The organism is Roseibium sp. QJM3NY_11 (genome assembly GCF_056173175.1).
In genome coordinates this window covers 807,956-832,086 of the sequence record NZ_CM149660.1, presented here as the reverse complement: position 1 = coordinate 832,086, position 24,131 = coordinate 807,956, and the positions used below count along the sequence as shown (strand labels likewise).

Genomic DNA, 24,131 nt, shown 5'->3' with positions numbered 1-24,131 from the left:
CGGGCGCGCATATCGGCTCCTGTTCGGGGGCTCATCAGGACGGAAATCCATTCCAGTCGGGAGACCCCAGACCCTTTGAAAGGGTCAGCTCGATCCGCTCGGCCAGTTCGTTCACTGCCCGAACGATTGCGCTCACGTCTGCACCGGCGTCGACGAGTCCTTCGACCTTCCCGGCCGGTTCAGCCAGGTCCTCGCATCCGAACATCCGGGCACTCCCGACAATGCGATGGGCGATGAAGCGGACAGCGTCGAAATCCGGACCGCCAGCCCGGCCAGCTGCCGTGTCTCCATTCGCGATCAGCTCGGCCCTGTCATGATCGAGACGCTTTTCGAATGCTGTGAAAAGTTGTGCAGCTCTCGCCTGGACCGCTTCAGTCATGACATTCCTCACTCACTATTACATGTGTGATGTCACGATTAAGTTGTTAATATACTTTTATTGCAATAATTCATTGTAAAAAGTGCTTAATACGAGAAATTTCTGAGTTTAAACTAAGAAATTATGCCGATACTGCGCTCATAAAGTGCAAAATTCCTCTAGGCAATTTTTTGCAGCATATGGAAAAGTACGTATTTTTTTCCGCGAAATTTCTGAGTCAAATGCCTAAAAATTGCAGAAAAAAGTATGTTTCTCTACGTAATTTCGTCGATTAATCTCTCTGTTTGCTGGTTCAACGCCGAATCGCACCTGCTTCGGACTGTCAAACCCGGACACGGAACGCGCCGGCACCACGAGCACGCTATTCCGCGCGCACCGCCTTCGCATACCGCGCGGGCGCCTGGCCGACATGACGGGTGAAGGCTGTGCTGAACGCACTGGATGACCCGTAACCGATCCTGTCTGACACGTCCGCGATGCTGTGCCTGCCCGCGCGCAACAGGTGCTTTGCAAGTGACATTCGCCAGTTCATCAGATAGCCCATTGGCGGAATTCCGACGATCCGGGTGAATCGCGTGAAGAAGGCGGAGCGGGAAAGTCCCCCCAGGACGGCCAGTTCGGGCACCGTCCAGGCACGGTCCGGAGTTGCATGCATGGTTCGCAAGACGGGACCGACACGCGCGTCGGCCAGGCCGCGCAACAGCCCGGAGGGCGCATCCGTGTGTTCGGAACAGCGAAACGCCTCGATCAGGAGAACCTGCAGGAGGTGTTCCACCACAACCTCCCGCGCCGGGCGATCCGCGCGCGCTTCGTCACGAACCAGGGCGGCCAGCGTGGCGAGACGGCCTTCGCCGCGCACAACGACCAGATCGGGCAGCAGCGAAACCAGAAGCTCCGCGTCCGGGCTCGCGAAACTGCAATGTCCGACAAGTTGCTGGACCTCCGCCGGACCGTCCTGCCCTCCGATGCGGAAAATTCCATCCTCGCACGCAACAGGGTGGCTGACCAGCCCGGGCGGCGGGGGCGGATCAAGGCTGGAGACCGTGAACGCGGCCACCGCCGGTATCAGCACGAAATCACCGGCGCTCAATTCCATCGCCGGCTTGCCGTCGATCTCCAGGCAGATCCGGCCGGCAAGCAGCATGCAATAGAACAGTTCGTCCACATCCTCCCGGCGCACCCGGAAGGGTCCGGATGCCTCGGCCAGCTTAGAATAGGGCGCCTGCGGACGCAGAAGCGAGATCATCTCGGAAAGCGGATCGGACATTCAGGACTTTCAAAAACAAATAAGAGACTTTCCATTATAGATAGTTTGATCGATTTCGCCAAAATCACAAGCATCCATTCCAAGGAGATTGTGTCATGAAATCGGTGATGATTACCGGATGTTCCTCGGGTTTCGGTCTGGAGACCGCAAGCCGTTTCCTCGATCGCGGCTGGTCCGTGGTTGCAACGATGCGCAATCCGGATGAGGCGCTTCTGCCGGCCTCGGACCGTCTGCGGATGCTCCCTCTGGACGTGACCGACCGCGACAGCATCGCCCGGGCCGTCGAGGCGGCAGGCCCGATTGACGCGCTGGTCAACAATGCCGGCATCGGCTTTCTGTCCTGCTTCGAAGGCACGCCCCCGGAGGTGATCCGCACTCTGTTCGAGACCAACACCTTCGGATCCTTTGACTTGATCCGGGCGGTGCTGCCGCAAATGCGTTCGAGAAAGGCCGGCGTCATCGTCAACGTGTCTTCCAGCGTGACGCTGAAACCGCTGCCGCTGCTGCCGGTCTACACGGCCAGCAAGGCCGCCGTGAACGCCTTTACCGAGTGCCTGGCCCTGGAGCTGGCGCCCCTGGGCATCCGGGTACGGCTGGTGCTGCCGGGACGGGCACCGACAACAAGCTTCGGCCAGAATGCCAGGACACTGGGGGCAGATGCGAAGGATCCGCCGGCGGACTACAAACCCTTCATCGACAACGTCATGAGCAGCTTCATGGCGATTGCGGACCAGGAGCAGACCCTGCCGGCGGATGTGGTCGAAGCCGTCTGGAGAGCGGTGACCGATCCGGCCTGTCCCCTGCGCCTTCCGGCCGGCAGCGACGCCGTGGCTCTGGCCGCCTAGCCGAGCCGTGGCCGGGACGCGGGGGCTACAGGATCAGGTGACATCCACCCAGCCGCCCTTGTCCGCCGAGGCGAACAGCGCGTCCAGGATCTTCATGTTCTGGACGGCGTCCTCCGCGCCATGGGGCAGCGGCGTTTCCCCGGTGATCGCCCTGCCGAAGACGTCGACCAGCTCGCCATACTGGTCACAAGGTGCAATGGTCTGCGTTTCCATGGCGCGATCCCCGAGCATCGAGCCGTCGTCGAGGCGGATCTGGACAGCCTCCCCCTGGGGCGCATTCACCGGGATGACGATCTCCAAACGCTTTTTCGTGCCCACCAGATTGAACCGCTGATAGGGCGTCAACTGGGTGGAGACGACAAAATTCAGGTGCCGGTTCCGGCCGAAATCCAGCAGGGCGCTGGTCATCCGGTCCGTGCCGAATTCCGGATCCCGATCGACCAGCGACACCACCCGCTGCGGCTCCGCGTCGAAGAAATAGCGGCCGGCCAGCATGGTGTAACAGCCGATATCGTAGAGCGCACCACCGCCGATATCGGCCATGTTGCGGATATTGCCCGGGTCGTCGTTGAAATAGCTGAAGAAGCACTGGATGGCCTTGAGCTCGCCCAGGTCTCCGGAGCGCACGATCTCCCGCGCCCTGATCCACTGGGGATGGGCCCGCACCATGAAGTTCTCCGCGATCAGCCTGTCCTTCGGCAGCTCGAGCAGCCTGGCGGCTTCCGCCGCATCGAGCGCGATCGGCTTTTCGCACAGGACATGCTTGCCCGCCTCCACCGCCTGCACCGTCACCGGAACATGCAGGTGATTGGGCAGCGGATTGTAGATGGCATCGATGTCCGGATCGGCGAGCAGCTCCTCGTAGGAGCCATAGGCCTTCTCGATGCCGAGATCGGTCGCCGCGGCCTGTGCCTTGTCGAGCGTCCTGGAGGCAATGGCACACGCGGCTCCGGTCTGCGACCGCCGGATACCCGGAATGACTTTTTCCAGGCCGATTTTTGCGGTGGAGACGATCCCCCAGCGAATTTTCTTCCCATTCATCCCGGGCATCCTTCCCTTGTCTTTTTTCCAGTTTTTGAGGCACGCCCCTCAGTTGGCATGAATGACAAGGGTCTTGCAAGGGCGGTCACCGCGCAGGAAGGCTTGCGATGTGACTGGCATTTGTCCGGGATCGCGGGCTTCAGGAGGATGTGGCTGATCCTTCGAGACACGCGCGAGCGCGCTCCTCAGGATGAGGCTGTGGGTTTTGAGAGGTCCGGGAATGCCAGAGCGCGCCAAAGCCCCCACCCTCATCCTGAGGAGCCGCGAAGCGGCGTCTCGAAGGATCGGCCAGACACACGACAGACAACCTGCCACCTGTCAGGCCGGCCCGTGTACCGAAACAGAAACAGGCGCGCCGGTGCGAACGCGCCCGCGGTTTCAACCAGGATTGGCGTGCCTCAGAATTTCTGCGGCACGTAGAGGTGCTCCGGCAGGACCTTGCGTTCGTAGTCGGAGTTGTAGACGCGCTCCGGCAGGGTGATCGGGTCGTGCGGCACGTCCTCGTAGGGGATCATCGACAGAAGGTGGCTGATGCAGTTGAGCCGTGCCTGTTTCTTGTCGTTGCCCTCGACGATGAACCACGGCGCCTCGGGAATGTTGGTCCGCTCGAAGGTCTCTTCCTTGGCCTTGGTGTAATCTTCCCAGCGCACGCGCGATTCCAGGTCCATCGGCGACAGCTTCCACTGCTTCAGCGGATCGTGGATGCGCATCAGGAAGCGCAACTGCTGCTCCTCGTCGGTGATGGAGAACCAGTATTTGATCAGGCGGACACCCGAGCGCACGATCATCCGCTCGAATTCGGGAACGTCGTTGAAGAACTGCTCGACCTGGTTGTCGTCGGCAAAGCCCATGACCCGCTCGACACCGGAGCGGTTGTACCAGGACCGGTCGAACAGCACCATTTCACCGGCCGCCGGCAGATGCGGCACGTAGCGCTGGAAATACCATTGGGTCTTTTCGCGGTCGGTCGGCGCCGGAAGCGCGACCACGCGGGCGACCCGGGGGTTGAGACGCTGGGCGATGCGCTTGATGACGCCGCCCTTGCCGGCGGCATCGCGGCCTTCGAACACGATGACGATCTTCTCGCCCGTGTGCTGGACCCAGTCCTGCAGTTTCACCAGTTCCGACTGCAGGCGCAGCAGTTCGTGGAAATAGGTGTTCCGCTCGACCGGGGACTTGTGTTTCTTGTCCGAGATGAACGCAAGATCCTTGGCGACAAGAAGATCGTCGATCTCCATTTCCAGCTCTTCGTCCAGACTGTCCGCCCATTCGGTCTCAACCCAGGTCTTTGCGCTGTCTTCGGTCATCCGTCGGTCCCTTTGTACAATTGAGGCGAAACACTCAAGATCGGCGCGCAGTCACTCCAGCCGATTGCGCGCACGGATCAGTTTTCATGTGCTTGGTCATCCGCCCTTCTGGTGAACGCCGGATACCGTAGGACTGTGAACAGGTTATCCATGTAAGTTTTTTGACAGTCTTGCCGGTTTATTCCAAGTGCGTGATTTATGACCCGCCTTAGGAACCTGTTTTAACGCTCTTTGGCACTGCAGGCCATCGTGTGCGTCAGGCTGTGCCTCGCCCTCAAAATCTTCTTGTAAATGAATGGTCGTTCATTTACTTTCAGAGGCAGGGAGGAGCCTGATGAGCGACGCAGCCGTTCAAACGCAGATACGCGGCCCGGCCCGGGCGAAGGGCCAGGAAACCGCCGCGCGCGTCCGCGAGGCGGCGCTGAAGCGCTTTGCCGCCGCCGGTTACGCCGCCGTGTCGATGCGCGAGATCGCCGCCGATGTCGGCGTCAGGCCCGGCGCGCTCTACAATCATTTCCCGACTAAACAGGACATCCTGAAGGACCTGATGCTGTCGCATATGGCCGCGTTGCTCGCCGCCTGGGACAGCAGTGATTTCCCGCCGGAAACCGATCCGCTGGAAAGGTTCGTGCGCTTCCACATTCGCTACCACCTGGAGCGGGCGGACGAGGTGTTCATTTCCTACATGGAACTGAGAAATCTCGAGCCGGCGAACTTCGACCTCGTAGAGGCCGAGCGCCGCCGCTACGAGGCGGTCCTTGCCGGCATTCTCGAAGACGGCACCGCCGCCGGACGCTACGCCGTTCAGGACGCCATGGTCACGACCCGCGCGATCATCGCCATGCTGACCGGCATTCCGGCCTGGTTCCGAGACGGCGGACGCCTGTCCAGGCCGGACATCGAAGAGCTTTATCTGGATCTGGTGCGCAAGGCCGTCGCACCGGAGACCGGATCACCGGGAACCGGCACACGGCCCCGTGAACAATCCCCAAGGGAGATCGGATGACATGAGCATCCTGAAGTCGAGCCTTTCGCCCAGAAGCGAGCAATTCGCCGCCAACAGGGCCGCCCATGAGGCGGCCATGGACACGGTCCGGGCAGCCGCGCAAACCGCGCTCGACGGCGGCGGCGAGACTGCCCGTCAGCGCCATGTCTCACGCGGCAAGATCCTGCCGCGCGAACGAGTCTCGCGCCTGCTCGATCCCGGATCGCCCTTTCTGGAAGTCGGCATGCTGGCGGCCAACGGCCTGTATGACGGTGCGGCCCCCGCCGCCGGGATGATCGCCGGCATCGGTCGGGTGGAGGGCCAGGAGGTGATGATCCTTGCCAATGACGCCACGGTCAAGGGCGGCACCTACTATCCGATGTCGGTCAAGAAACACCTGCGCGCGCAGGAGATCGCCACCGAGAACAACCTGCCCTGCATCTACCTCGTCGACAGCGGCGGCGCCAACCTGCCCAACCAGGACGAGGTCTTCGCGGACCGGGACCATTTCGGCCGGATATTCTACAACCAGGCCAACATGTCGGCGAAGGGCATTGCCCAGATCGCCGTCGTCATGGGCTCTTGCACGGCGGGCGGAGCCTATGTGCCGGCCATGTCCGACGAGACCATCATCGTCAGGAACCAGGGCACGATCTTTCTGGCCGGCCCGCCGCTCGTCAAGGCGGCTACGGGTGAGGAAGTCACGGCGGAAGATCTCGGCGGCGGCGACGTGCACACGCGCCTGTCCGGTGTTGCCGATCACCTGGCGCGCGACGACGCCCACGCCCTGGCCCTGGCCCGGCGCGCGATCGCCAGCCTCAACCGCTCGAAGTCGCCGTCCGTTACCCTGCAAAGCCCGGAAGACCCGCTCTACGACCCGGAGGAAATCCTCGGCGTCGTGCCGGCGGACCTGAAGACGCCCTATGACATCCGCGAGGTGATCGCCCGCACGGTCGACGGTTCCCGGTTCGACGAATTCAAGGCGCGCTACGGCACCACGCTGGTCTGCGGCTTTGCCCATATCCACGGCATGCCCGTGGGCATCGTCGCCAACAACGGCGTGCTGTTCTCCGAAAGCGCGGTCAAGGGCGCCCATTTCGTCGAACTCTGCTCCCAACGCAAGGTGCCGCTGGTGTTCCTGCAGAACATCACCGGCTTCATGGTCGGCCGGAAGTACGAAAGCGGCGGCATCGCCAAGGACGGCGCCAAGCTGGTCACGGCAGTCGCCACCACCTCTGTCCCGAAGATCACCATGCTGGTCGGCGGTTCCTTCGGCGCCGGCAACTACGGCATGTGCGGCCGCGCCTACGGCCCGCGCTTCCTGTGGACCTGGCCGAATTCCCGCATTTCCGTGATGGGCGGCGAACAGGCCGCCGGCGTGCTGGCCACCGTCCGCCGTGACGGCATCGAGCGCAAGGGCGGTTCCTGGTCCGAGGACGAGGAACAGACCTTCAAGCAACCGATCGTCGACCAGTTCGAGGAACAGGGCCACCCGCTCTACGCCACCGCGCGCCTGTGGGACGACGGCATCATCGACCCGCGCAAGACCCGCGACATTCTCGGCCTGTCGCTTTCGGCCGCGCTCAATGCGCCCATTGAAGCCACGCGCTTCGGCCTGTTCAGGATGTGAAACCCAATGACCAACTGGCAGACACCTGAAACCTTCGATTTTCATGGCCACACGATTCGCTGGGGCAGCCTTGGCGACGGAGAACCCGTGGTGCTGATGCATGGAACCCCCTTCTGGTCGTGCGAGTGGCAGCGCGTGGCGCCTTTGCTCGCCAGCGAACGCAAGGTCTACTTTTTCGACATGCTCGGCTACGGCAACTCGGACCGGCCGGATGGCGATGTCTCGCTTGGCATTCAAAACCGGGTGTTCGCCGCCCTGATCGGGCACTGGAACCTGAACGCACCGGACATCGTCGCCCATGATTTCGGAGGCGCGACAGCTCTGCGCGCCCACCTGATCGACGGCGTGGACTATAGAAGCCTGACCCTGATCGATCCGGTCGCGCTCCGGCCATGGGGATCCCCGCTGGTGCAGCACGTGAAGCAGCACGAAGCCGCCTTTGCCGGCATGCCGGAATACATGCACGAGGCCATTCTGCCCGCCTATCTTCAATCTGCAATGAAGCGCAAGGCGACCCCGGAGACGCTCACCCCTTACGCGGATCAATGGCTCGGCGCGAAAAAACAGGCCGCATTCTACCGGCAGATCGCCCAAATGGACCAGCGTTACACGGACGAAGTTCAAGACCGCTACGGTGAGATCCGTTGCCCGGTGCGGATACTTTGGGGCCAGGACGACGACTGGATCCCGATCGAACGCGGGCGCGAATTGAATGCCATGATCCCTGGTTCCGAATTCATACCGGTTGCCGGTGCGGGCCACCTCATGCAGGAAGATGCACCCGAGGCGATCGCCTTCCATGTCCAGGCGTTTCTGAAAACAACCGGCAGGACGGGGAAATGACCCGTGGCAACGACATGACCAACTTCGAAGCCGACACGCTCGGGAGGGCGGATCACTGATGTTCAACAAGATCCTCATCGCCAACCGTGGCGAAATCGCCTGCCGGGTCATGGAAACGGCCGCAAAACTCGGCATCAGGACCGTTGCCGTCTATTCTGACGCCGATGCAGGCGCGAAACATGTGGCCATGGCCGACGAGGCCTATTCCATCGGTCCGGCCCCGGTGGGCGAAAGCTATCTGAAAATCGACGCGATCATCGAAGTCTGCCGCCAGAGCGGCGCCGAAGCCGTTCACCCGGGCTATGGCTTCCTCTCCGAGAACCCGGACTTCGTCGACGCGCTCGACAGGGCCGGCATCGCCTTCATAGGGCCGAGCGCCGCGTCCATCCGCGCCATGGGCCTGAAGGACGCCGCCAAGGCATTGATGGTCAAGTCGGGCGTCCCGGTGGTGCCCGGCTATCACGGCGACAACCAGGAGGCGGATTTCCTCAAGCTCCAGGCAGGCCGGATCGGCTATCCCGTCCTGATCAAGGCCCGCGCCGGCGGCGGCGGCAAGGGCATGCGCCGCGTCGATGGCCCGCAGGATTTCGCCGAGGCCCTCAGGGGCGCGAAACGCGAGGGCGAGGCGAGCTTCGGCGACGGCCGCGTCCTGATCGAGAAATACCTCACCATGCCGCGTCACATCGAGATCCAGGTCTTCGGCGACAGCCACGGCAATGCGGTGCATCTGTTCGAGCGCGACTGCTCGCTGCAGCGCCGCCACCAGAAGGTGATCGAGGAAGCCCCGGCTCCCGGCATGTCGGAAGAGATGCGCAGCGCCATGGGCAATGCCGCCGTCACGGCGGCCAGGGCAATCGATTACTGCGGCGCGGGCACCATCGAATTCATCGCCGATGTCTCCGAAGGCCTGCGGGCGGACCGCTTCTACTTCATGGAAATGAACACCCGCCTGCAGGTGGAACATCCGGTCACCGAAATGATCACAGGCGAGGATCTGGTGGAATGGCAGCTCCGCGTCGCCTCCGGCGAGACCTTGCCGAAATCCCAGGAAGAGCTGTCCTTCGAAGGCTGGGCGTTTGAAGCCCGGCTTTATGCCGAAGACGCTCCGAAAGGGTTTCTGCCGGCCATCGGCACGCTGGAACATCTTGCCCTGCCCGAGGCAAGCGCCCGGATCGACAGCGGCGTGCGCGCGGGCGACGACATCACGCCCTACTACGACCCGATGATCGCCAAGATCATCGCGCACGGACCGACGCGCGAGGCCGCCCTCGGCAAGCTGCTGGCCAGCCTGGAGGCCACGGAAGTCGCCGGCTGCGTCACCAATGCCGGCTTTCTCGCCGCGCTCTGCCGCCATGCGGGCTTTGCCCGAGGCGAGGTCGACACCGGCCTGATCGACCGTGACCTGGAAGAGCTGATCGCGGAGCCGGCCATGCCGGAAGACGCCATCGCTCTGGCGGCGCTGACCGCGCTCGGCCTGACCCGGCCGGCCCGTGGCGCCGATCCGTTCGAGACCCTGGCAGGCTGGCGGATCTGGAGCGCCTCGCGCCAGTTCGCGCTTCTGGAAATAGCCGGTGACCGGCGCGATGTGGAGGTTCATGCGCTTGGAAACCGGCGCTTTGCGGTCCATCTGGAAGACGGCGCGCGCGACTACGCGCTGATCGAGGTCGACGCCGGTGCGATCACCTACGAATGCGGCGGCCGCCGCGCCCGGGCGGTCGTTGCCAGCGGCCGCAAGGGCCTGACGGTCTTCATGGGCGGCCATGCCTATCCGGTCGGATTGCCCGATACGCTGAGCGCGGACGAGGAGGCCGGCGCCGCGGGTGATCAGTTGATCGCGCCGATGCCCGGGCTGGTGAAGGTGTTGACCGCGAAGACCGGCGATGCCGTTACCAAGGGCGAGCCCCTGCTGGTTCTGGAGGCGATGAAGATGGAGCACACGCTGCGGGCTCCCCGGGACGGCGCCATCGGCGAAGTGCTCGTCAGCGAAGGCGACCAGGTGACCGACGGCACCCTTCTTCTGGCCCTTGCGGAGGAAGCCGATGCTGCCGCCTGATGCCACCAGCTACGAGACCCTGGCCGGAACCTTCGCCTGGGACATTCCGGACAGGTTCAATATCGGCGTCGCCGTGTGCGACGCCTGGGCCGACAGGGAACCGGAGCGTGAAGCGCTGGTCTTTGTCGACGAGGACGGCGATATCGCCCGCTACAGCTATGCCGATCTCAGGCGCCTGTCGAACCAGTTGGCCAATCTGCTCAGGAGCCGTGGTGTGCAGCCCGGCGACCGGATCGGTGTCCTGCTGCCCCAGCGCCCGGAAACCGCCTATGCCCATATCGCCGCGCTGAAACTGGGCGCGATCACCATCCCCCTGTTCACGCTGTTCGGCGAGGAAGCGCTGGAATACCGGCTGCGCGACTCCGGCGCGAAGGTTGTGGTGACGGACCTCGGCGGGGCCGCCAGGCTTGCCCCCCTGCGGGACCAGCTGCCCGACCTCACCACGGTGTTCTGCGTCGACGGCGAGGACGGCAGCGCCCTCGACCTGGCCAGCCACATGGCCGGGCATGAAGACACGTTCCACGCTTTCGAAACGGCTGCCGACGACCCGGCCATCATCATCTACACATCCGGCACGACCGGGCAGCCCAAGGGCGCCCTGCACGGCCACCGGGTGCTGCTCGGTCATCTGCCCGGGGTCGAGATGAGCCACGATTTTCTCGGCCAGCCCGGCGACCGCATCTGGACCCCCGCCGACTGGGCCTGGATCGGCGGTCTGCTCGACGTGTTGCTGCCCGCGCTCTATCTGGGCGTGCCGGTGGTGGCCTGCCGGTTCCGGAAATTCACCGCGGAAGCCGCATTCCAGCTTCTCCAGGACCAGAAGATCCGCAACACCTTCCTGCCGCCGACCGCGCTCAAGATGATGCGCCAGGTGGCCGATCCGGACCAACGCTGGACGCTGGAGCTGCGCTCGGTCGCCTCCGGCGGTGAAACACTCGGTGCGGAGCTGATCGCGTGGGGCCGCAAGGCCTTCGGCCTGACCATCAACGAATTCTACGGCCAGACCGAGTGCAACATGGTTGTCTCCAGCTGCGCTGCACTGATGGAGGCCCGGCCGGGCGTCATGGGCCGTGCGGTGCCCGGCCACCAGGTCGGCGTCGTCGGCGCGGAGGGCCAGGAACTTCCGGCGGACACCCAGGGCAACATCGCCGTCAGGCGCCCGGACCCGGTGATGTTCCTGGGCTACTGGAACAATCCGGACGCAACGGAAAAGAAATTCGCCGGCGAGTGGCTGCTGACCGGTGACACCGGCATGAAGGATACCGACGGCTGGATCCGCTTCGTCGGCCGGGACGACGATGTCATCACCTCATCCGGCTACCGCATCGGCCCGGGCGAGATCGAGGACTGCCTGATCAGGCATCCGGCCGTCGCCATGGCCGGTGTTGTCGGCAAGCCGGACGACCGGCGCACGGAGATCGTGAAGGCCTATGTCGTGCTCAAGACCGGCTTTGAAGCCTCCGACGAATTGGCTGAGGAGATTGCCGGTTTCGTCAAGACCCGCCTGGCCGCCCACGAATACCCGCGCGAGGTCGCATTCGTGGATACCCTGCCACTGACCACCACCGGCAAGGTGATCCGCCGCGAACTGCGTGCTAGAGCTGAGGAAGAATGACCAGCCCCCTTTCACGTTGATCCGGACAAGTGCCGCGCCGGCCGCGCACCGATCCGCAATGACACGACCTGGCGCACGCCGCCTCTCAACCAGATGAGCTCAGAAATGTCCGACTTCGTTACCATCTTTGAAATGGGACCGCGCGACGGCTTGCAGAACGAAAAGCTGTTCGTGCCGACCGCACGGAAAATCGACCTGGTGGATCGCCTGTCGGCCTGCGGCTTCCGCAAGATCGAGGTGACCAGTTTCGTCAGTCCGAAGTGGGTGCCGCAGATGGCCGATGCGCAGGACGTGATGGAAGGCATCTACCGGCATCCGGCCGTCGACTATGCCGTGCTGACCCCCAACGTCAAGGGATACACCGCCGCCCGCCATGCTTCTGCCGACGAAGTCGCGATTTTCGGCTCGGCGTCCGAGGGTTTTTCCAGAAAGAACATCAATTGCTCGGTTGCCGAGAGTATCGAGCGTTTCAAGCCGCTGCTGGAAAAAGCCCGCCACGACGACCTTCCGGTCCGGGGCTACGTGTCCTGCGTCACCGACTGTCCCTATGACGGCGAGACGCCGCCGGAGAAGGTCGCCGAGGTCGCCGGAACCCTGTTCGAACTCGGCTGCTACGAGATTTCCCTGGGCGACACCATCGGCGCCGCCACCCCGGAAACCACCGCCCGGATGCTTGACGCCGTTCTGGAAGCGGTCCCCGCCGAGAAGCTCGCCGGCCACTTTCACGACACCAAGGGGCGGGCGCTGGACAATATCGACGTCGGTCTGAACAAGGGGCTGCGCACGTTCGACAGCGCGGTCGGCGGCCTGGGCGGTTGCCCCTACGCACCCGGTGCAAAGGGCAACGTCGCCACCGAGGCCGTTGTCGCCCTGATGGCCGGGAGAGGCTTCGAAACCGGCATCAATGGCGAACTCCTCTCCGACGTTGCCGCCTTTGCGCGAACCCTCAGGAGTGTCAATCCATGACATTCGAGACAATTTCCATCTCCACGGACGCGCGCGGCGTGGCCACTCTGACACTCGACCGGCCGGACAAGCACAATTCCCTGTCCGCGCGCATGATCGACGAACTGACGCAGGCGGCGGCCGAACTGGGCTCTGACGACGCGGTCCGCGTGGTTGTGCTGACCGGGGCCGGGGCCAGCTTCTGCGCCGGCGGCGATCTTGGCTGGATGCGCGAACAGATGACGGCCAGCCGCGAAACGCGCATCACGGAAGCCCGCAAGCTCGCCATGATGCTTCGGGCGCTCAACGAGATGCCGAAACCCCTGATCGGGCGCGTTCAGGGGCAGGCCTTCGGGGGCGGCATCGGCATGATGAGTGTCTGCGACACGGTCATTGCCGTGGAAAGCGCGAAATTCGGCCTGACGGAAACCCGGCTCGGCCTGATCCCGGCCACCATCAGCCCCTATGTGCTGGCCCGCATGGGCGAGGGCAAGGCACGGCGGGTGTTCATGTCGGCGCGCATTTTCAGTGCCGCGGAAGCCCGGGATCTGGACCTCGCCGCGAAAGTGGTTTCGGAAGACGCGCTCAATGATGCGATCGAGAAAGAGATCAAGCCCTATCTCGGCGCGGCTCCGGCCGCCGTTGCCGCCGCCAAGGCGCTGGCGCGCAGTCTCGGCCCTGCAATCACCGACACGGTCATCGACGACAGCATCCGCCGCCTTGCCGATACCTGGGAAACCCCGGAGGCCAGCGAAGGCATTGCCGCCTTCTTCGACAAGCGCAAACCGGACTGGGTGGGGACTGATACCAAGCGCAGTTGAAAGGAACCCGTTTGATTGCATTGTCCCGGTTCGCCGACGAGGCGCGTTGCGAAGGGCGGTCTGGTTGACCGTTCAAGCAGCGCAACGCTGCTCGGTGAGCCGGAACAAGCCACCGCAGGCCGCGTTTGGAGACTGTTCTGCCGTGTCGCGCGTCTTGACCGATGATCCACATCGCTCTGCGACGTGCTCCTTGCCGAACAATCTCCAAACGCGGTCGAACGGGTTCCTTTCAATTGCGATTGGTATGATACCCGTTCCGACGGTCGACACCACAGCCGGCAGGGCGGGAAACCATGCTCAATGCCCCGCGCTGCGCCTTGCATGTTCGATCAGGGCGGCGATGCGGGCGACTTCCTTCTGCGCGGACACCGGCGCTGGCTTTTCGGGGCCGCCATACAGGCGCTCGCGGCGCTCGCGGATCTTCCGGCGCTGATATTCGCTGATGCCTTCGGGAAGCTCCAGCCCGGCTCGGTCGATGTCGATCAGGATACGCTGGAGATCCGGCACCAGCTCCGACGAGATCGTGAAGGTGGCGTTGTCCTTGCGCTTGAACACCAGTGTCTTCGTGCTTTCCGCGCCGTTCAGAAGCACGGCCGCCCGCGGGCCGATGGAGCCGATGGTCGCCTGGAACCAGGCCACCCAGCCGGAGGCCTGCCAGAGGCGGACGTCAATCCTTTTCAGCTCCTCGTACATCACCCGCACCCTGAGGCCGAACTGCGTGAACTCGAAACCGTTGCTGAAGAACCGGACCCAGGACGTTTCCTGCCGGACTGCGACCGAGAACAGCACCAGCGACACCGATGCCGGTCCCAGGCAGAACAGTGCGGCCAGGGCTGCGGCGCCGCCCCAGTCGCCCATTCCGATGAAGGCGATGGAAAAGAACACGATGCCGAATGTGAAGCCGATCATGTCGAGCACGGCGACAGGCGGCACGCTCACCGGCCTGACGGCACCCGAAGGCGCTTTCGGCTTTGGCGGAGCGGCGTAGATACCGGCCGCGGCGATCAGACAAAGCAGACCGCTCAGCACCGACATGAAAAAATATCCGCCGACGATGCCGAGCACGCTCAGGCAGAGCGGCAGGATCCGCCGAATATATTCAAGCTTAGCTGTTTTGCCCACACCGTTCTCCGAGCATCCAGGCAGTGAAACCGATACGAACTGGAGGAGACTTACTGATTCTGCCATTGAATCAACTGAGCCGGTGCAAATCAAGAAGCCGTTCAAACTATCCAGAAACAATGTCACCGTGCGGCCAGGTCCGGCCTGAAATCCCCGGGATACGCCCCCCGGGCAAGCGGCAGGAAATCTCCTGAACCGCGATCATGAACGGTGATCCTTTCGCCAGCCTTGCCGATCCCCGGCACGACCGCAGGAACGGCCTTCGCAGAGGCACGGGCCTCAATGGCTCCGAAAAATGCGTACCCCGGTCGGCGGCGCCCCGGCTTCAGGCGCAGCAGACGGACTTCGCGCCGAACACAGGCCCCTGTCAGGCCTTCATTTTCCGCATCAGAAGCTTGAAAACCTCGATCGGCGGATACGGATATTCAATCATGTTGCTGATGCCGGCATCCCTGATGCTCTCGCGTTGTTCCTGCGAAAGCTTGGGGGGCGCCAGCAGTACGGAGAGACCCTTCCAGTCTTTGCTGATGTCCTCCGTCACATATTTCAAATAGTAATGCACAACCTTGCTGTACACGATAAACAGTATGTCGGAATCCCCGACAGAAAAGCTTTTCTTGACCAGCTGATTTTCCGTGATGATGGAAACGGCGCATCCCAGATCCTTGAGCGCGTTCAGGATCGGCTGCACGGAGGCCGGATTCTGGGCGACAAAGGAGATCTTGAGATCCTCGGTCGTCGCTCTCTGCTTCTGAATTGCGTTGTAGATGCGCCGGAACTTCATCTGGTTCTGTTTTTTCACCCGGGTCACCTGCCCCAGACTCGCTTCCACCGTCGCGAGAAGCAGGTCGTAGTCGACCGGCTTGGTGAGATAGTCGTCCACGCCGAGCCTCTTGCCCGCGACAAGGTCGTCACGGGTTGCTTTCGCGGTCAGAAAGATAAACGGCACGTCGTTGAGGCTCGGCCGGTTCTGACGCAGATGCGTCAGCAGACCGGGACCGTCCAGCTTCGGCATCATCATGTCGCTGATGATCAGGTCGGGTTTTTCCTCCTTGAGAATCGCAAGGGCCGCCTGTCCGTCTTTCGCGGTCAACACTTCGTAATTCTCGTCCTCAAGCTCTTCCTTCAGATCCTGAAGGAGCATGTCTTCATCTTCGACACACAGGATTCTGGCTTTCTCGGACATGTTCTGTTCACCCATGCTGTGAATGTTGGCTTCTGTTCAACCGGCGCGCGCAGCTCTACGGCAACCCTGCTGATCGATGACGGGCAGAGACATCGTTATTGTCGTGCCCTGGCCAACCTGACTTTCGACATGAATTTTTCCACCGTGTTTTTGCAAAATCATCTGCGTCATGTTGAGACCTATTCCGGTTCCGGCGATGCCGCTCGAGGTGGAGGCACGGAAATAACGCTTGAAGATGTTCGGAAGTTCCTCCGCAGGGATGCCCACACCTTCATCCCTGACGGACAGCAGCACCTGGCCGCCGGCTTCGGAACCCGTCACGTAAACCGTCGAGTTCTCATGGGAGTATTTGACCGCATTGGAAAGCAGGTTGGAGACGCTCTGTTCGATCAGTTTCTTGTCGAGATCGATGGTGTCAGGCAAGAACGTCACGTCGACCGCAATGCTGTGCGTTCTGGTGATCGCCTGATACCGGTCGCAGACGGACTGGACGAGCTTGCCGAGGTCAACCTGCTCCCGCTCGATTTCCATTCCGATCGACTGGGTTTGCGAAAAATTGAGGAAACGGTCGATCAGATACTGCATCCGCTCGACGGACTCGCGGATATTGCCGAGCCGCTCCTTCAGCGTCTCCGGCACCACCTTGTCGATCCGTCTCAGCAACCGCTGCGCGTTGCTGTCGATGATTGCAAGGGGTGTCCTGAACTCGTGAGATGCCATGGACACGAACTCACGCTGCATCTCGTTCAGTTCTTTTTCCTTCCTGAGGTGCCGGACAAGCTCGTCCGTGTGGCTCTGGAGAACGGAATGCTGCTCCTTGTAGGTCGTGATGTCCGTATAGACGGAAAGCATTCCGCCTTCGTCGGTCCTGGTTCTGGTGATCTTGTACCAGCAGCCGTTCGGGTACTTCCGTTCTCCCCACATGGCCGCATGCGACAGGTCGTCGAGCGTCCTGTCCGGTTCGTCCGGAAAGACAGAACGGATCACGTCGCTCAGATGAACCTTGCGCACCAGAAAGGCCGGCAACTGCGGATAGATCTCGAACATCTTGTTGTTGGCCAGAACCACTTTCCCGTCCGCGTCGGAAATTATCAGCCCGTCCTTGATCGCGTTGATTGAACTCAGAAGCATGTCCTGATGAACCACCAGTTCGCGGGTTCGCTCTCCCAGGGATGTCTCAAGCTGGTCCCGCATCTCCTTCAACGCGTTTTCCTGCTGATGCTCGGCGGTTATGTCGGTATAGAGCGTTATGAACCCGCCGTTTTTCATGGGCGTGCCCTGGACGCGAATGACGGTTCCGTCCGGCCGCGTGCGGACGAAATCATGCGGCACGAACATTTTCGCCAGATCGATCCGGACACGCACCAGTTTTTCGATGTCACCCGGCCCGTAGTCGCCGCGCTCCGCGTTGTACCGGAAGACACCTCTCAGGCTTCTGTCCTTTTGCAGCAGATCGATCGGAAGCTGCAAGAGCGCCATTGCGGTGTGGTTCATCATCACCAGATCGAGATTCCGGTCCATGACTGAAAATCCCTGGTGGATCGACGAGGACAGGGCATCGAGCAACACACCCGGATCGAAATCGCTGTAAATGAAATGCTTCGGTTTGCTCATGGCGCCACGTTCGTTTCCTCTTCCCGTCAGGAAATCTGTCTCCACGAAAATAACAAAGGGTAAAAACCTGTAACATACGGCATAAACTTGCAATAATTTCTACAAATATTCGCACTTCTTACAATAACAAAAACTTAAAACTAAATTCACGTGATGAAAAAATATACGCAGTAATTACAATTATACTTAAATTGCCAATTTTATACTTTTGCAAAAAGGGGCCGACCACCCACACGTGCGTGCCCGGCGGCGCCCTCGCGCTGCCGCCCCGCAAACCGGTGCCAACGTCTTCAATCGGGCCGATGGCCGGAACTGGACAATGCCGGAACAGGAGAATTTGGGACCTGAAAAAATCGGGAAGTGGTGCCGCTTGCAGGACTCGAACCTGCGACCCCATCATTACGAATGATGTGCTCTACCACCTGAGCTAAAGCGGCGATGTCTGACCAACGTCAGGCGACGCGCGATGTGGCGCGAAGATCCGGCAAAGGCCGAATGCGCCGCTAATTACCGGAGCTTGCGGTCAGATGCAAGCGCGGAGTGATGCTTCCCGGCGGAAGATCACAGCTTCTCCGGCGCCCCCCCGGAAAAATCCGGCCGTGCGCCGGATCAGTTGAAGAACCGCGGCCGGGTCGTTTTGGCCGCGCTGTCCGTCTCGTCGTCATCCGGCCCCGGATCGTCCGGCATGCGCGACAGCGGAAACTCGATCGGCCGGTTCAGATTGTCCTTGTCGCCGCCGGCCGGAGAAGCCGACGCCTGTTCGCCCGCGCCTGCCTTGACGGATCCTTCCGCCGCCTGCGCGTCGTCTTTCACGGCGACAGGCTGTGGTGCGCTCGCCTGCTTGTCTTTTGCGGCTCCAGTGCCCGCAGGGCCGGGCCCGGACGGTTTCGCATCCGTCTTGCCTGCCCCGTCGTCCGTTTTGCTGGCTGCGGCAGGAGCCTCACCGGCGGTCTGCGCAGCAGCGCCGGTCGCGGATTGCGACCCAGATTCAGGCCCAGCTTCAGGCCCGGCTTCAGGTGCCGTTTTCAGCCTGGCTGCGGTGTCCGCTTCCGACGCGGCGTCCGGCAGATCCTTCAGCGGCGGACTGAGCCGGACATCGTCCGTCGTGCCCTCATAGCCCTGCTTTCCGGGCTGCACCGCTGACGCGGACGGCTTTGAAGTCCCCGTGTCAATCGGCTCCGCTTCGAGGACAACCGTTTCCGCGTCGCCCTTGCCCGTGTCAGGTCCCGGCTCTTCCGGTCGGGTTTGCGCGGCAGAAGACTGACCGATGACGGGCAGTGCCGGAGCCTCGAACAGACTGTCTTCCAGAATGACACCATCGTCTTCCGGCAGGCTTTCCGGTGTGAGCCAACGGAACGCATCCAGTTTGCCGGTCACGGGCGAGACCGCCTGCCAATCGGCGGAGATGACACCGTCCACCATCCAGACCTTGTCCATCTGGGCCGAAACCGCGCGGGCCAGCCAGTCGCGCATCCTGCCCCGGTCGCCGTGCTCGGCTTCCTCAAGCTCGGCCATCAGCAGAAACGCCTTCCGGGTGGGCTCGGACTGCAGCACCTTTTTGAGCTGCGCGCGCGCTTCCTCGAATTCACGTGCTTCCAGCGCGGCCCTGGCGACCGCCAGGGCCCCTTCCGGCGTGTTCGCCCGCTGGGCGGACAGCGACTTGACGCGCTTCAGGCGGTCGACGGCGGAGTCTCCCGTGCGCACATGCGCATAGGTCTCGGCCAGATCCGGATGTGGAAACAGGCGCCAGGTGGCCTCCAGAACCTTGGAGGCCTTGCGGATATCGCCCCGGCGGGTCGCAAGCCGCGACGTCAGCACTGCGGCCGGAACCAGATCGAGCGCCAGCCCGTGCGCTTCCTTGGCCAGCGAATAGGCCCGTTCCGGCTCGCCGTCCTCCAGTTTGGCCGCAAGAGCCGTCAGGATGACAGCGCGCTGGCGCCGGTAGGTTTTCTTGTCGATCAGCTTGGCCGCGTAATTGCGTTCCAGCGACTTGAGCGCCTCGTCCCAGTGATGGGCAACGGCCTGATAGCCGAGCACGGCCTTGCCGGCCCATTCCAGCCCCGGTGCGGTCTTGGCGGCCTCTTCGGCATAATGACGGGCGGCCACAGGCTCCTTGTGCCGCTCCGCCTCGACAAACAGGCCATGAAGCCCCAGCGCCTTGGTCGCGGGATCCTCCAGCATGGCTTCGAACCGTTGGCGGGCCTCGTCGTCCTTGCCCGCAAGCTGGGCGGTCTGCGCAAGCAGCAACTTTGCCGCCGGCTCCTCTTCAAGCAGACGGTCCGCGTCCACGGCATGACGGCGCGCCAGTTTGGCATTGCCGGTTCCCAATGCGATCAGGCCCTGGGACAAAGCCGCATAGCCCTTGTCCTGACGGCGGCGGCGGAAAAACCGGCTGGCGATATGCGGCGACTTCAGGATGACCCGGATCACCCAGACCACCGCGAGGAAAATCGCCAGCAGTATGCCCACGACCACCGCGGCAACGCCCGGCGTCTGCTCCCAGGAGATCGGCACCGTGTTCGGATCGGGACTGGCCCACTCGACGGAAATCGTGCCCGGCAGGTCCGTGAGCCAGGCAAAACCAAGCGCGACGGCAAACAAAAGCGCGATAAAGAGAAGGACGCGGATCATGTAGCTCGCTCCCGAGAGTTACCGGTCAAGACCGGCTGAATGTCGCAATGCCGGGTCAGCCGGATATCCGGCCGCCGGTCAATTATCTTTGCCCGCCAGTGCATTGAGCACTTCCTGCGAGGCCTTGTCGGTCAGATCGTTGACTTCCACACGGGCCTGCGCGCGCGCGGCCCAGTCCGCCGCCACCGCCTGGCTGTCGCCCGGCAGCTCCTGATAGGCAGCCAGCGCGGCCTTCAGGTCTCCGGACGAGACGGCGGTCTCCATGCGGCGCAGCACGGCGTCCGGTCCGGTTCCCCCATCGTCGCCGAGCCCGCGCACGCTGACGATCGATCTGGCGCTCGACAGCAGGCTGTCCAGAACGTCGCCCGTGCGGTCCGGTTCGGAAAAGGTCTGGTAGATCTTGCGTCCGACCGGCGGGAACCCCGCGATCAGCACGGAGACAGGTTCCACGCCGGTTTTCGCATGGGCTTCCAGCGCGGACAGGTCGATATCTGCAGGCAGACCGGCCTTCACCGCCGCCAGTTCGGTCTCATAGGCCCGGCCGGAATCGACGGCGGATTTCAGTGCGGACACGGACAGCGCTCTGGCGGCGACTTCCCGCGCCGTGGCGTCACCCATGGTTGCCTCGACCGCGGCCAGACGCTTGGAGATCGCGTCGAGGTCGGAGCGGACGCTTTCCAGCGCGGCCGTATTTGCGGCCCCGACCGACTTGATGTCCGCGGCCAGGCTGGACAGCGTTTCCGTCGCCCGCGCCTGGCTGTCGGCAAGTGTCTTCAGCGAGACGTCCGAGGTCGAGACGGCAGCCTGGGCCGCCTTCGCAGTCGCCTCCGCGCTCGCGGCGCGGCTTTCGACGCCGGCAAGTGCCGTCTTGAAATCGGACAGTTGAGCCTCGAGGCCGGAGACGGACCCGGACAGCTTTTCAGCCGCCGCGGCGGAAGATCCCGTGTCTTTCTCGAGTGCCGAAAGCCGTTGTTCCAGCGGCGCAAGGTCAACCGGCGGCTGGCCCTGGTCTGGTGATTTCGCGGTATCTTCGAGCGCGGTCAGCCGATCCTGCAGCGGTTTCAGGTCGACCGGTACGCCGGCAGCGCCGCCGCTTGTACCCGCGGACATGTCCGCGCGCAGGCTTTCAAGATCCGTCTTGAGGGCCTCCACCGCGGGCGCGAGATCCGCCGATGCCGAGGACGTGGCCTCCGACAAAGAGCTTTCCAGCTCTGAAACCTTGCTTTCCAGCGCCGAGACAGCGCCGCTCGTGGACTGGCTGGACACGGCCGACGTCACGTCGCCGAGCTTTTCCTCAAGGTCCGCAATCTTGCGTTCCGCCGCGCCGAGGGCGCTTGTGAGTTGCTGGTCCGGTTCCTGCGGCAGGTCGACGAGGCCGGCCTTGTAGAGACCGTAGCCGCCGCCCAGCACCAGGAATCCGCCGATCACAGCGGCAACAAGCACACCGAACGCGCCGATCCCGCCGCTCTCTTCGGCTGCGGGCGGACTGGAGAAGGCCGTTGAAGCGGACGTGCGCGACGCGCCGGACGCTCCGCTCTCTGGTGCCGACGGCCGGCTGGTCGAGGCGGATGCCGTGCTGGTGGTCGCGGTTTTTGCAGAGGCTCCGGAAGAAGCCGATTTCGAATCGCTCGCCTTGCCGGCGGCGGACGTTGAAGAAGTGGAAGACGTCGGTGAGGATCCGCTCGCGGATCCGGCTGCTCCTGCTGGAGAGGATCCCGGAGTACGGGCTGAACCCTGGCTGGAGGAGGTCGGTCCGGAACCAGAACTTGCGCCCGAATGAGCGCCCGAACCAGCACTGGAGCTTGTGCCGGTACCGGAAGACGCCCCGGCGCCGCCCGTGCTCGCGGCTCCGCTCACGCCGCCCGGTCTGGACGTGCTGCCGGTGGAAGAAGGCGTTCCGGGTCTGGCACCGACCTTGTCGGCGGTCAGGTCGATGGTGACCGGACGTTTGGAGGACGCGGTGGATGACGACGCGGTGCTGCTGCCCGGCTTGTCCGACCCGCCGGACCCGGTCCCGTCCCGGCCTCCGGCCGTTGAGGATGCGCCGCCAGAGGGTTTCTTGTCCGTCGTCATTTCATCTCCTCCTGAACCAGAACCGGTTCCAAGACCTTCACTATACACACCTCTTTGCGAAGCGGTACCGCGACATCAAAGACTTTTGCGCGCTGCAATAGAACGACTCCCCGGTTCTGGTTAAGACTGTGTTAAAACCAGCTCCAACAAGGCGTCTTCATTCGGCGCAGCGGCCGTTTTCAAGGGCAATATGCCCGACAGGGGCGCCGCTGCCTGCGACGACAGGGCGTAGCCCTGCAATCCGGAAAAAATGTGTCCCAGACCATGGAAACGCACAAGGTCGTTCAATGTTTCCGCCGTTCGTTTCGAATAGATCAGCACGCCGTCGCATGCCCCCCTCAAAAGCAGGTCCAGAACATCCGGCGGCAAGGCGCCGGCCGGATCCATCCGGTATACGGAAACCGTGCGGCAGGACACATTGCCGGCGGCCAGTCTCCCCTCCAGATCGCCGGCCCGGTCCGCCGCCGCCGGATAAAGCACGACGCCGGCATCGTTCGACGCCTGCGACCGCAGAACCAGATCGGCGAGCGCCCCGACATCGCCTTGCGCGGAGAGGACGTCTGCAAAGCCCGCGTTCCGGCAGACCGCCGCTGTCGCATCACCGACCGTATAGACCGGCAGCGCCCGCAGTGCGCCGATCTGCGGATGGGTTTCCAGGACGGCAACCGTGCGCCGGCTTGAGACGGCCAGGGCGGTGACGCCCGAAAGGTCGAAGTGGTCGGGCAGGGTCTCCCGCGTGACCAGAAGCGGCGCCTCGTCGGCGACATGGCCGGCGGCGCGCAGCCTGTCCGCCGTGCGCCGGCAGTCCGGCTGTGGCCTTGTCACCAGAAAACGCATGGTCAATGACCCGCGAGAAATCCGGGGCCCATCAACGCCTTCAGGGTCTCCCCGGCGGAAATGCCGATCTCGATCGCGTTGGCCGGCGCGCCGCTGCCCGAGGTCACATGCGCCTGCGAGCCGTCCGGCTTCAGCACGATGCCCCTGAATTGCAGCAGTCCGTCCCGGAGCGTGGCAAGACCGCCGATAGGCGTCCGGCAGGACCCGTCGAGAACGGCGAGGAACGCCCGTTCCGCATCGAGCCTGACCTGGGTCTCGAGATCGTGGATCGCCGCGAGCATCGCACGCGTGGCGTCGTCGTCCGTGCGGCTTTCGATGCAGATCGCTCCCTGACCGACCGCCGGCAGAAATTCGTCGACCTCCAGCAGGCTGGTGATTTCATCTTCCAGGCCAAGCCGTCTCAGGCCCGCGGCCGCCAGAAGGGTCGCGTCCACCTCCCCCTCGGCCAGCTTGCGCAGCCGGGTCTGCAGATTGCCGCGATACATCACGACTTCGATGTCCGGCCTCAGCCGCTTGATCATCGCCTGCCTGCGCAGGGAACTGGATCCGACGACGGCGCCCTGCGGCAGATCCGTCAGCGTTTTTGCCCTGGGCGACAGGAACGCGTCGCGCACGTCCTCGCGCGGCAGAAACGCCGTCAGTTCCAGACCGGTCGGCAGAACCGTCGGCATGTCCTTGGACGAATGAACGGCAAGATCTATTCGCCCGTCGATCAGCGCTTCCTCGATCTCCTTGGTGAACAGGCCCTTGCCGCCCACTTCCGACAGAGGCCTGTCCTGGATCCGGTCGCCGGAGGTCTTGATGACCACGATCTCAAAGGCATCTTCGGGAAGCCGGTGGGCCGCCATCAGCCGGTCACGGGTTTCATTGGCCTGCGCCAATGCCAGGGCACTGCCGCGCGTTCCGATGCGCAAAGGATTTGATTGCAAGGCTTACC

General features: G+C 63.1%; 20 protein-coding genes and 1 tRNA gene. 9 read left to right on the top strand and 12 right to left on the bottom strand.

What is annotated here, in order from left to right; genetic code table 11:
* Nucleotides 1-34: 34 nt before the first annotated feature.
* Together AC0VX3_RS03875 and AC0VX3_RS03870 are read right to left on the bottom strand one after the other, a co-directional pair.
* Nucleotides 35-379 carry an Hpt domain-containing protein gene (locus AC0VX3_RS03875; protein ID WP_475523620.1) on the bottom strand — a complete coding sequence of 115 codons (345 nt, stop codon included), beginning with the start codon at nucleotides 377-379 and terminating at the stop codon, nucleotides 35-37.
* A gap of 361 nt (nucleotides 380-740) precedes the next feature.
* Nucleotides 741-1,646 carry an AraC family transcriptional regulator gene (locus tag AC0VX3_RS03870; RefSeq protein ID WP_475523619.1) on the bottom strand — a complete coding sequence of 302 codons (906 nt, stop codon included), beginning with the start codon at nucleotides 1,644-1,646 and terminating at the stop codon, nucleotides 741-743.
* Between the two features lie 95 nt (nucleotides 1,647-1,741).
* Here AC0VX3_RS03870 and AC0VX3_RS03865 point away from each other — a divergent pair, with 95 nt between their 5' ends.
* Nucleotides 1,742-2,491, top strand: coding sequence for an SDR family oxidoreductase (locus tag AC0VX3_RS03865; RefSeq protein WP_475523618.1), 750 nt, complete (start codon nucleotides 1,742-1,744; stop codon nucleotides 2,489-2,491).
* Between the two features lie 33 nt (nucleotides 2,492-2,524).
* On the opposite strand, the gene AC0VX3_RS03860 is transcribed toward AC0VX3_RS03865, so the two are convergent.
* Together AC0VX3_RS03860 and ppk2 are read right to left on the bottom strand one after the other, a co-directional pair.
* Complete coding sequence (locus AC0VX3_RS03860; RefSeq protein ID WP_475523617.1) at nucleotides 2,525-3,532, bottom strand: Gfo/Idh/MocA family protein; 1,008 nt, start codon at nucleotides 3,530-3,532, stop codon at nucleotides 2,525-2,527.
* Between the two features lie 398 nt (nucleotides 3,533-3,930).
* Nucleotides 3,931-4,839 (bottom strand): polyphosphate kinase 2, encoded by a 909-nt coding sequence (gene ppk2, locus AC0VX3_RS03855; protein ID WP_342893762.1) that lies wholly within the window; start codon nucleotides 4,837-4,839, stop codon nucleotides 3,931-3,933.
* 334 nt (nucleotides 4,840-5,173) lie between these two features.
* On the opposite strand from ppk2, the gene AC0VX3_RS03850 reads away from it, so the two are divergent.
* The 7 genes from AC0VX3_RS03850 to AC0VX3_RS03820 all read left to right on the top strand — a co-directional run bounded on the left by AC0VX3_RS03850 (nucleotide 5,174) and on the right by AC0VX3_RS03820 (nucleotide 13,731).
* Nucleotides 5,174-5,845 (top strand): TetR/AcrR family transcriptional regulator, encoded by a 672-nt coding sequence (locus AC0VX3_RS03850; RefSeq protein ID WP_475523616.1) that lies wholly within the window; start codon nucleotides 5,174-5,176, stop codon nucleotides 5,843-5,845.
* 1 nt (nucleotide 5,846) lies between these two features.
* A complete protein-coding gene (locus AC0VX3_RS03845; protein ID WP_475523615.1) occupies nucleotides 5,847-7,454 on the top strand; it encodes a carboxyl transferase domain-containing protein in 1,608 nt (535 codons plus the stop codon).
* Nucleotides 7,455-7,460: 6 nt separating this feature from the next.
* Nucleotides 7,461-8,297, top strand: coding sequence for an alpha/beta fold hydrolase (locus tag AC0VX3_RS03840; protein ID WP_475523614.1), 837 nt, complete (start codon nucleotides 7,461-7,463; stop codon nucleotides 8,295-8,297).
* Nucleotides 8,298-8,355: 58 nt separating this feature from the next.
* Nucleotides 8,356-10,350 (top strand): ATP-binding protein, encoded by a 1,995-nt coding sequence (locus tag AC0VX3_RS03835; RefSeq protein WP_475523613.1) that lies wholly within the window; start codon nucleotides 8,356-8,358, stop codon nucleotides 10,348-10,350.
* A complete protein-coding gene (locus AC0VX3_RS03830) occupies nucleotides 10,337-11,965 on the top strand; it encodes an acyl-CoA synthetase (RefSeq protein WP_475523612.1) in 1,629 nt (542 codons plus the stop codon). The genes AC0VX3_RS03835 and AC0VX3_RS03830 overlap by 14 nt, the downstream gene beginning before the upstream one ends.
* Nucleotides 11,966-12,070: 105 nt before the next feature.
* The gene (locus tag AC0VX3_RS03825; RefSeq protein ID WP_475523611.1) at nucleotides 12,071-12,931 is read left to right on the top strand and encodes a hydroxymethylglutaryl-CoA lyase; all 861 of its coding nucleotides are present in this window, start codon (nucleotides 12,071-12,073) and stop codon (nucleotides 12,929-12,931) included.
* Nucleotides 12,928-13,731: a crotonase/enoyl-CoA hydratase family protein gene (locus AC0VX3_RS03820; protein ID WP_475523610.1), complete on the top strand. Its 804-nt coding sequence runs from the start codon at nucleotides 12,928-12,930 to the stop codon at nucleotides 13,729-13,731. The genes AC0VX3_RS03825 and AC0VX3_RS03820 overlap by 4 nt, the downstream gene beginning before the upstream one ends.
* A 297-nt stretch (nucleotides 13,732-14,028) precedes the next feature.
* Here the strand turns inward: AC0VX3_RS03820 and AC0VX3_RS03815 are convergent, their stop codons facing one another.
* The 6 genes from AC0VX3_RS03815 to AC0VX3_RS03790 all read right to left on the bottom strand — a co-directional run bounded on the left by AC0VX3_RS03815 (nucleotide 14,029) and on the right by AC0VX3_RS03790 (nucleotide 21,727).
* Complete coding sequence (locus tag AC0VX3_RS03815; RefSeq protein WP_475523609.1) at nucleotides 14,029-14,853, bottom strand: hypothetical protein; 825 nt, start codon at nucleotides 14,851-14,853, stop codon at nucleotides 14,029-14,031.
* A 367-nt stretch (nucleotides 14,854-15,220) separates the two neighbouring features.
* The gene (locus AC0VX3_RS03810) at nucleotides 15,221-16,039 is read right to left on the bottom strand and encodes a response regulator transcription factor (protein WP_348143848.1); all 819 of its coding nucleotides are present in this window, start codon (nucleotides 16,037-16,039) and stop codon (nucleotides 15,221-15,223) included.
* A 36-nt stretch (nucleotides 16,040-16,075) separates the two neighbouring features.
* On the bottom strand, nucleotides 16,076-17,653 hold the full coding sequence (locus AC0VX3_RS03805; RefSeq protein WP_475523608.1) for a sensor histidine kinase: 1,578 nt from the start codon (nucleotides 17,651-17,653) through the stop codon (nucleotides 16,076-16,078).
* Nucleotides 17,654-18,014: 361 nt separating this feature from the next.
* Nucleotides 18,015-18,090, bottom strand: a tRNA-Thr gene (locus tag AC0VX3_RS03800).
* A gap of 172 nt (nucleotides 18,091-18,262) precedes the next feature.
* Complete coding sequence (locus AC0VX3_RS03795; protein WP_475523607.1) at nucleotides 18,263-20,284, bottom strand: heme biosynthesis HemY N-terminal domain-containing protein; 2,022 nt, start codon at nucleotides 20,282-20,284, stop codon at nucleotides 18,263-18,265.
* A gap of 78 nt (nucleotides 20,285-20,362) precedes the next feature.
* On the bottom strand, nucleotides 20,363-21,727 hold the full coding sequence (locus tag AC0VX3_RS03790) for a COG4223 family protein (RefSeq protein WP_475523606.1): 1,365 nt from the start codon (nucleotides 21,725-21,727) through the stop codon (nucleotides 20,363-20,365).
* A 67-nt stretch (nucleotides 21,728-21,794) separates the two neighbouring features.
* Here AC0VX3_RS03790 and AC0VX3_RS03785 point away from each other — a divergent pair, with 67 nt between their 5' ends.
* A complete protein-coding gene (locus tag AC0VX3_RS03785) occupies nucleotides 21,795-22,064 on the top strand; it encodes a hypothetical protein (protein ID WP_475523605.1) in 270 nt (89 codons plus the stop codon).
* 413 nt (nucleotides 22,065-22,477) lie between these two features.
* Here the strand turns inward: AC0VX3_RS03785 and AC0VX3_RS03780 are convergent, their stop codons facing one another.
* Entirely contained in the window at nucleotides 22,478-23,194 is a 717-nt protein-coding gene (locus AC0VX3_RS03780) for a uroporphyrinogen-III synthase (protein WP_475523604.1), read from the bottom strand.
* A gap of 2 nt (nucleotides 23,195-23,196) precedes the next feature.
* Nucleotides 23,197-24,123: a hydroxymethylbilane synthase gene (gene hemC, locus AC0VX3_RS03775; protein ID WP_475523603.1), complete on the bottom strand. Its 927-nt coding sequence runs from the start codon at nucleotides 24,121-24,123 to the stop codon at nucleotides 23,197-23,199.
* Nucleotides 24,124-24,131 lie beyond the last annotated feature (8 nt).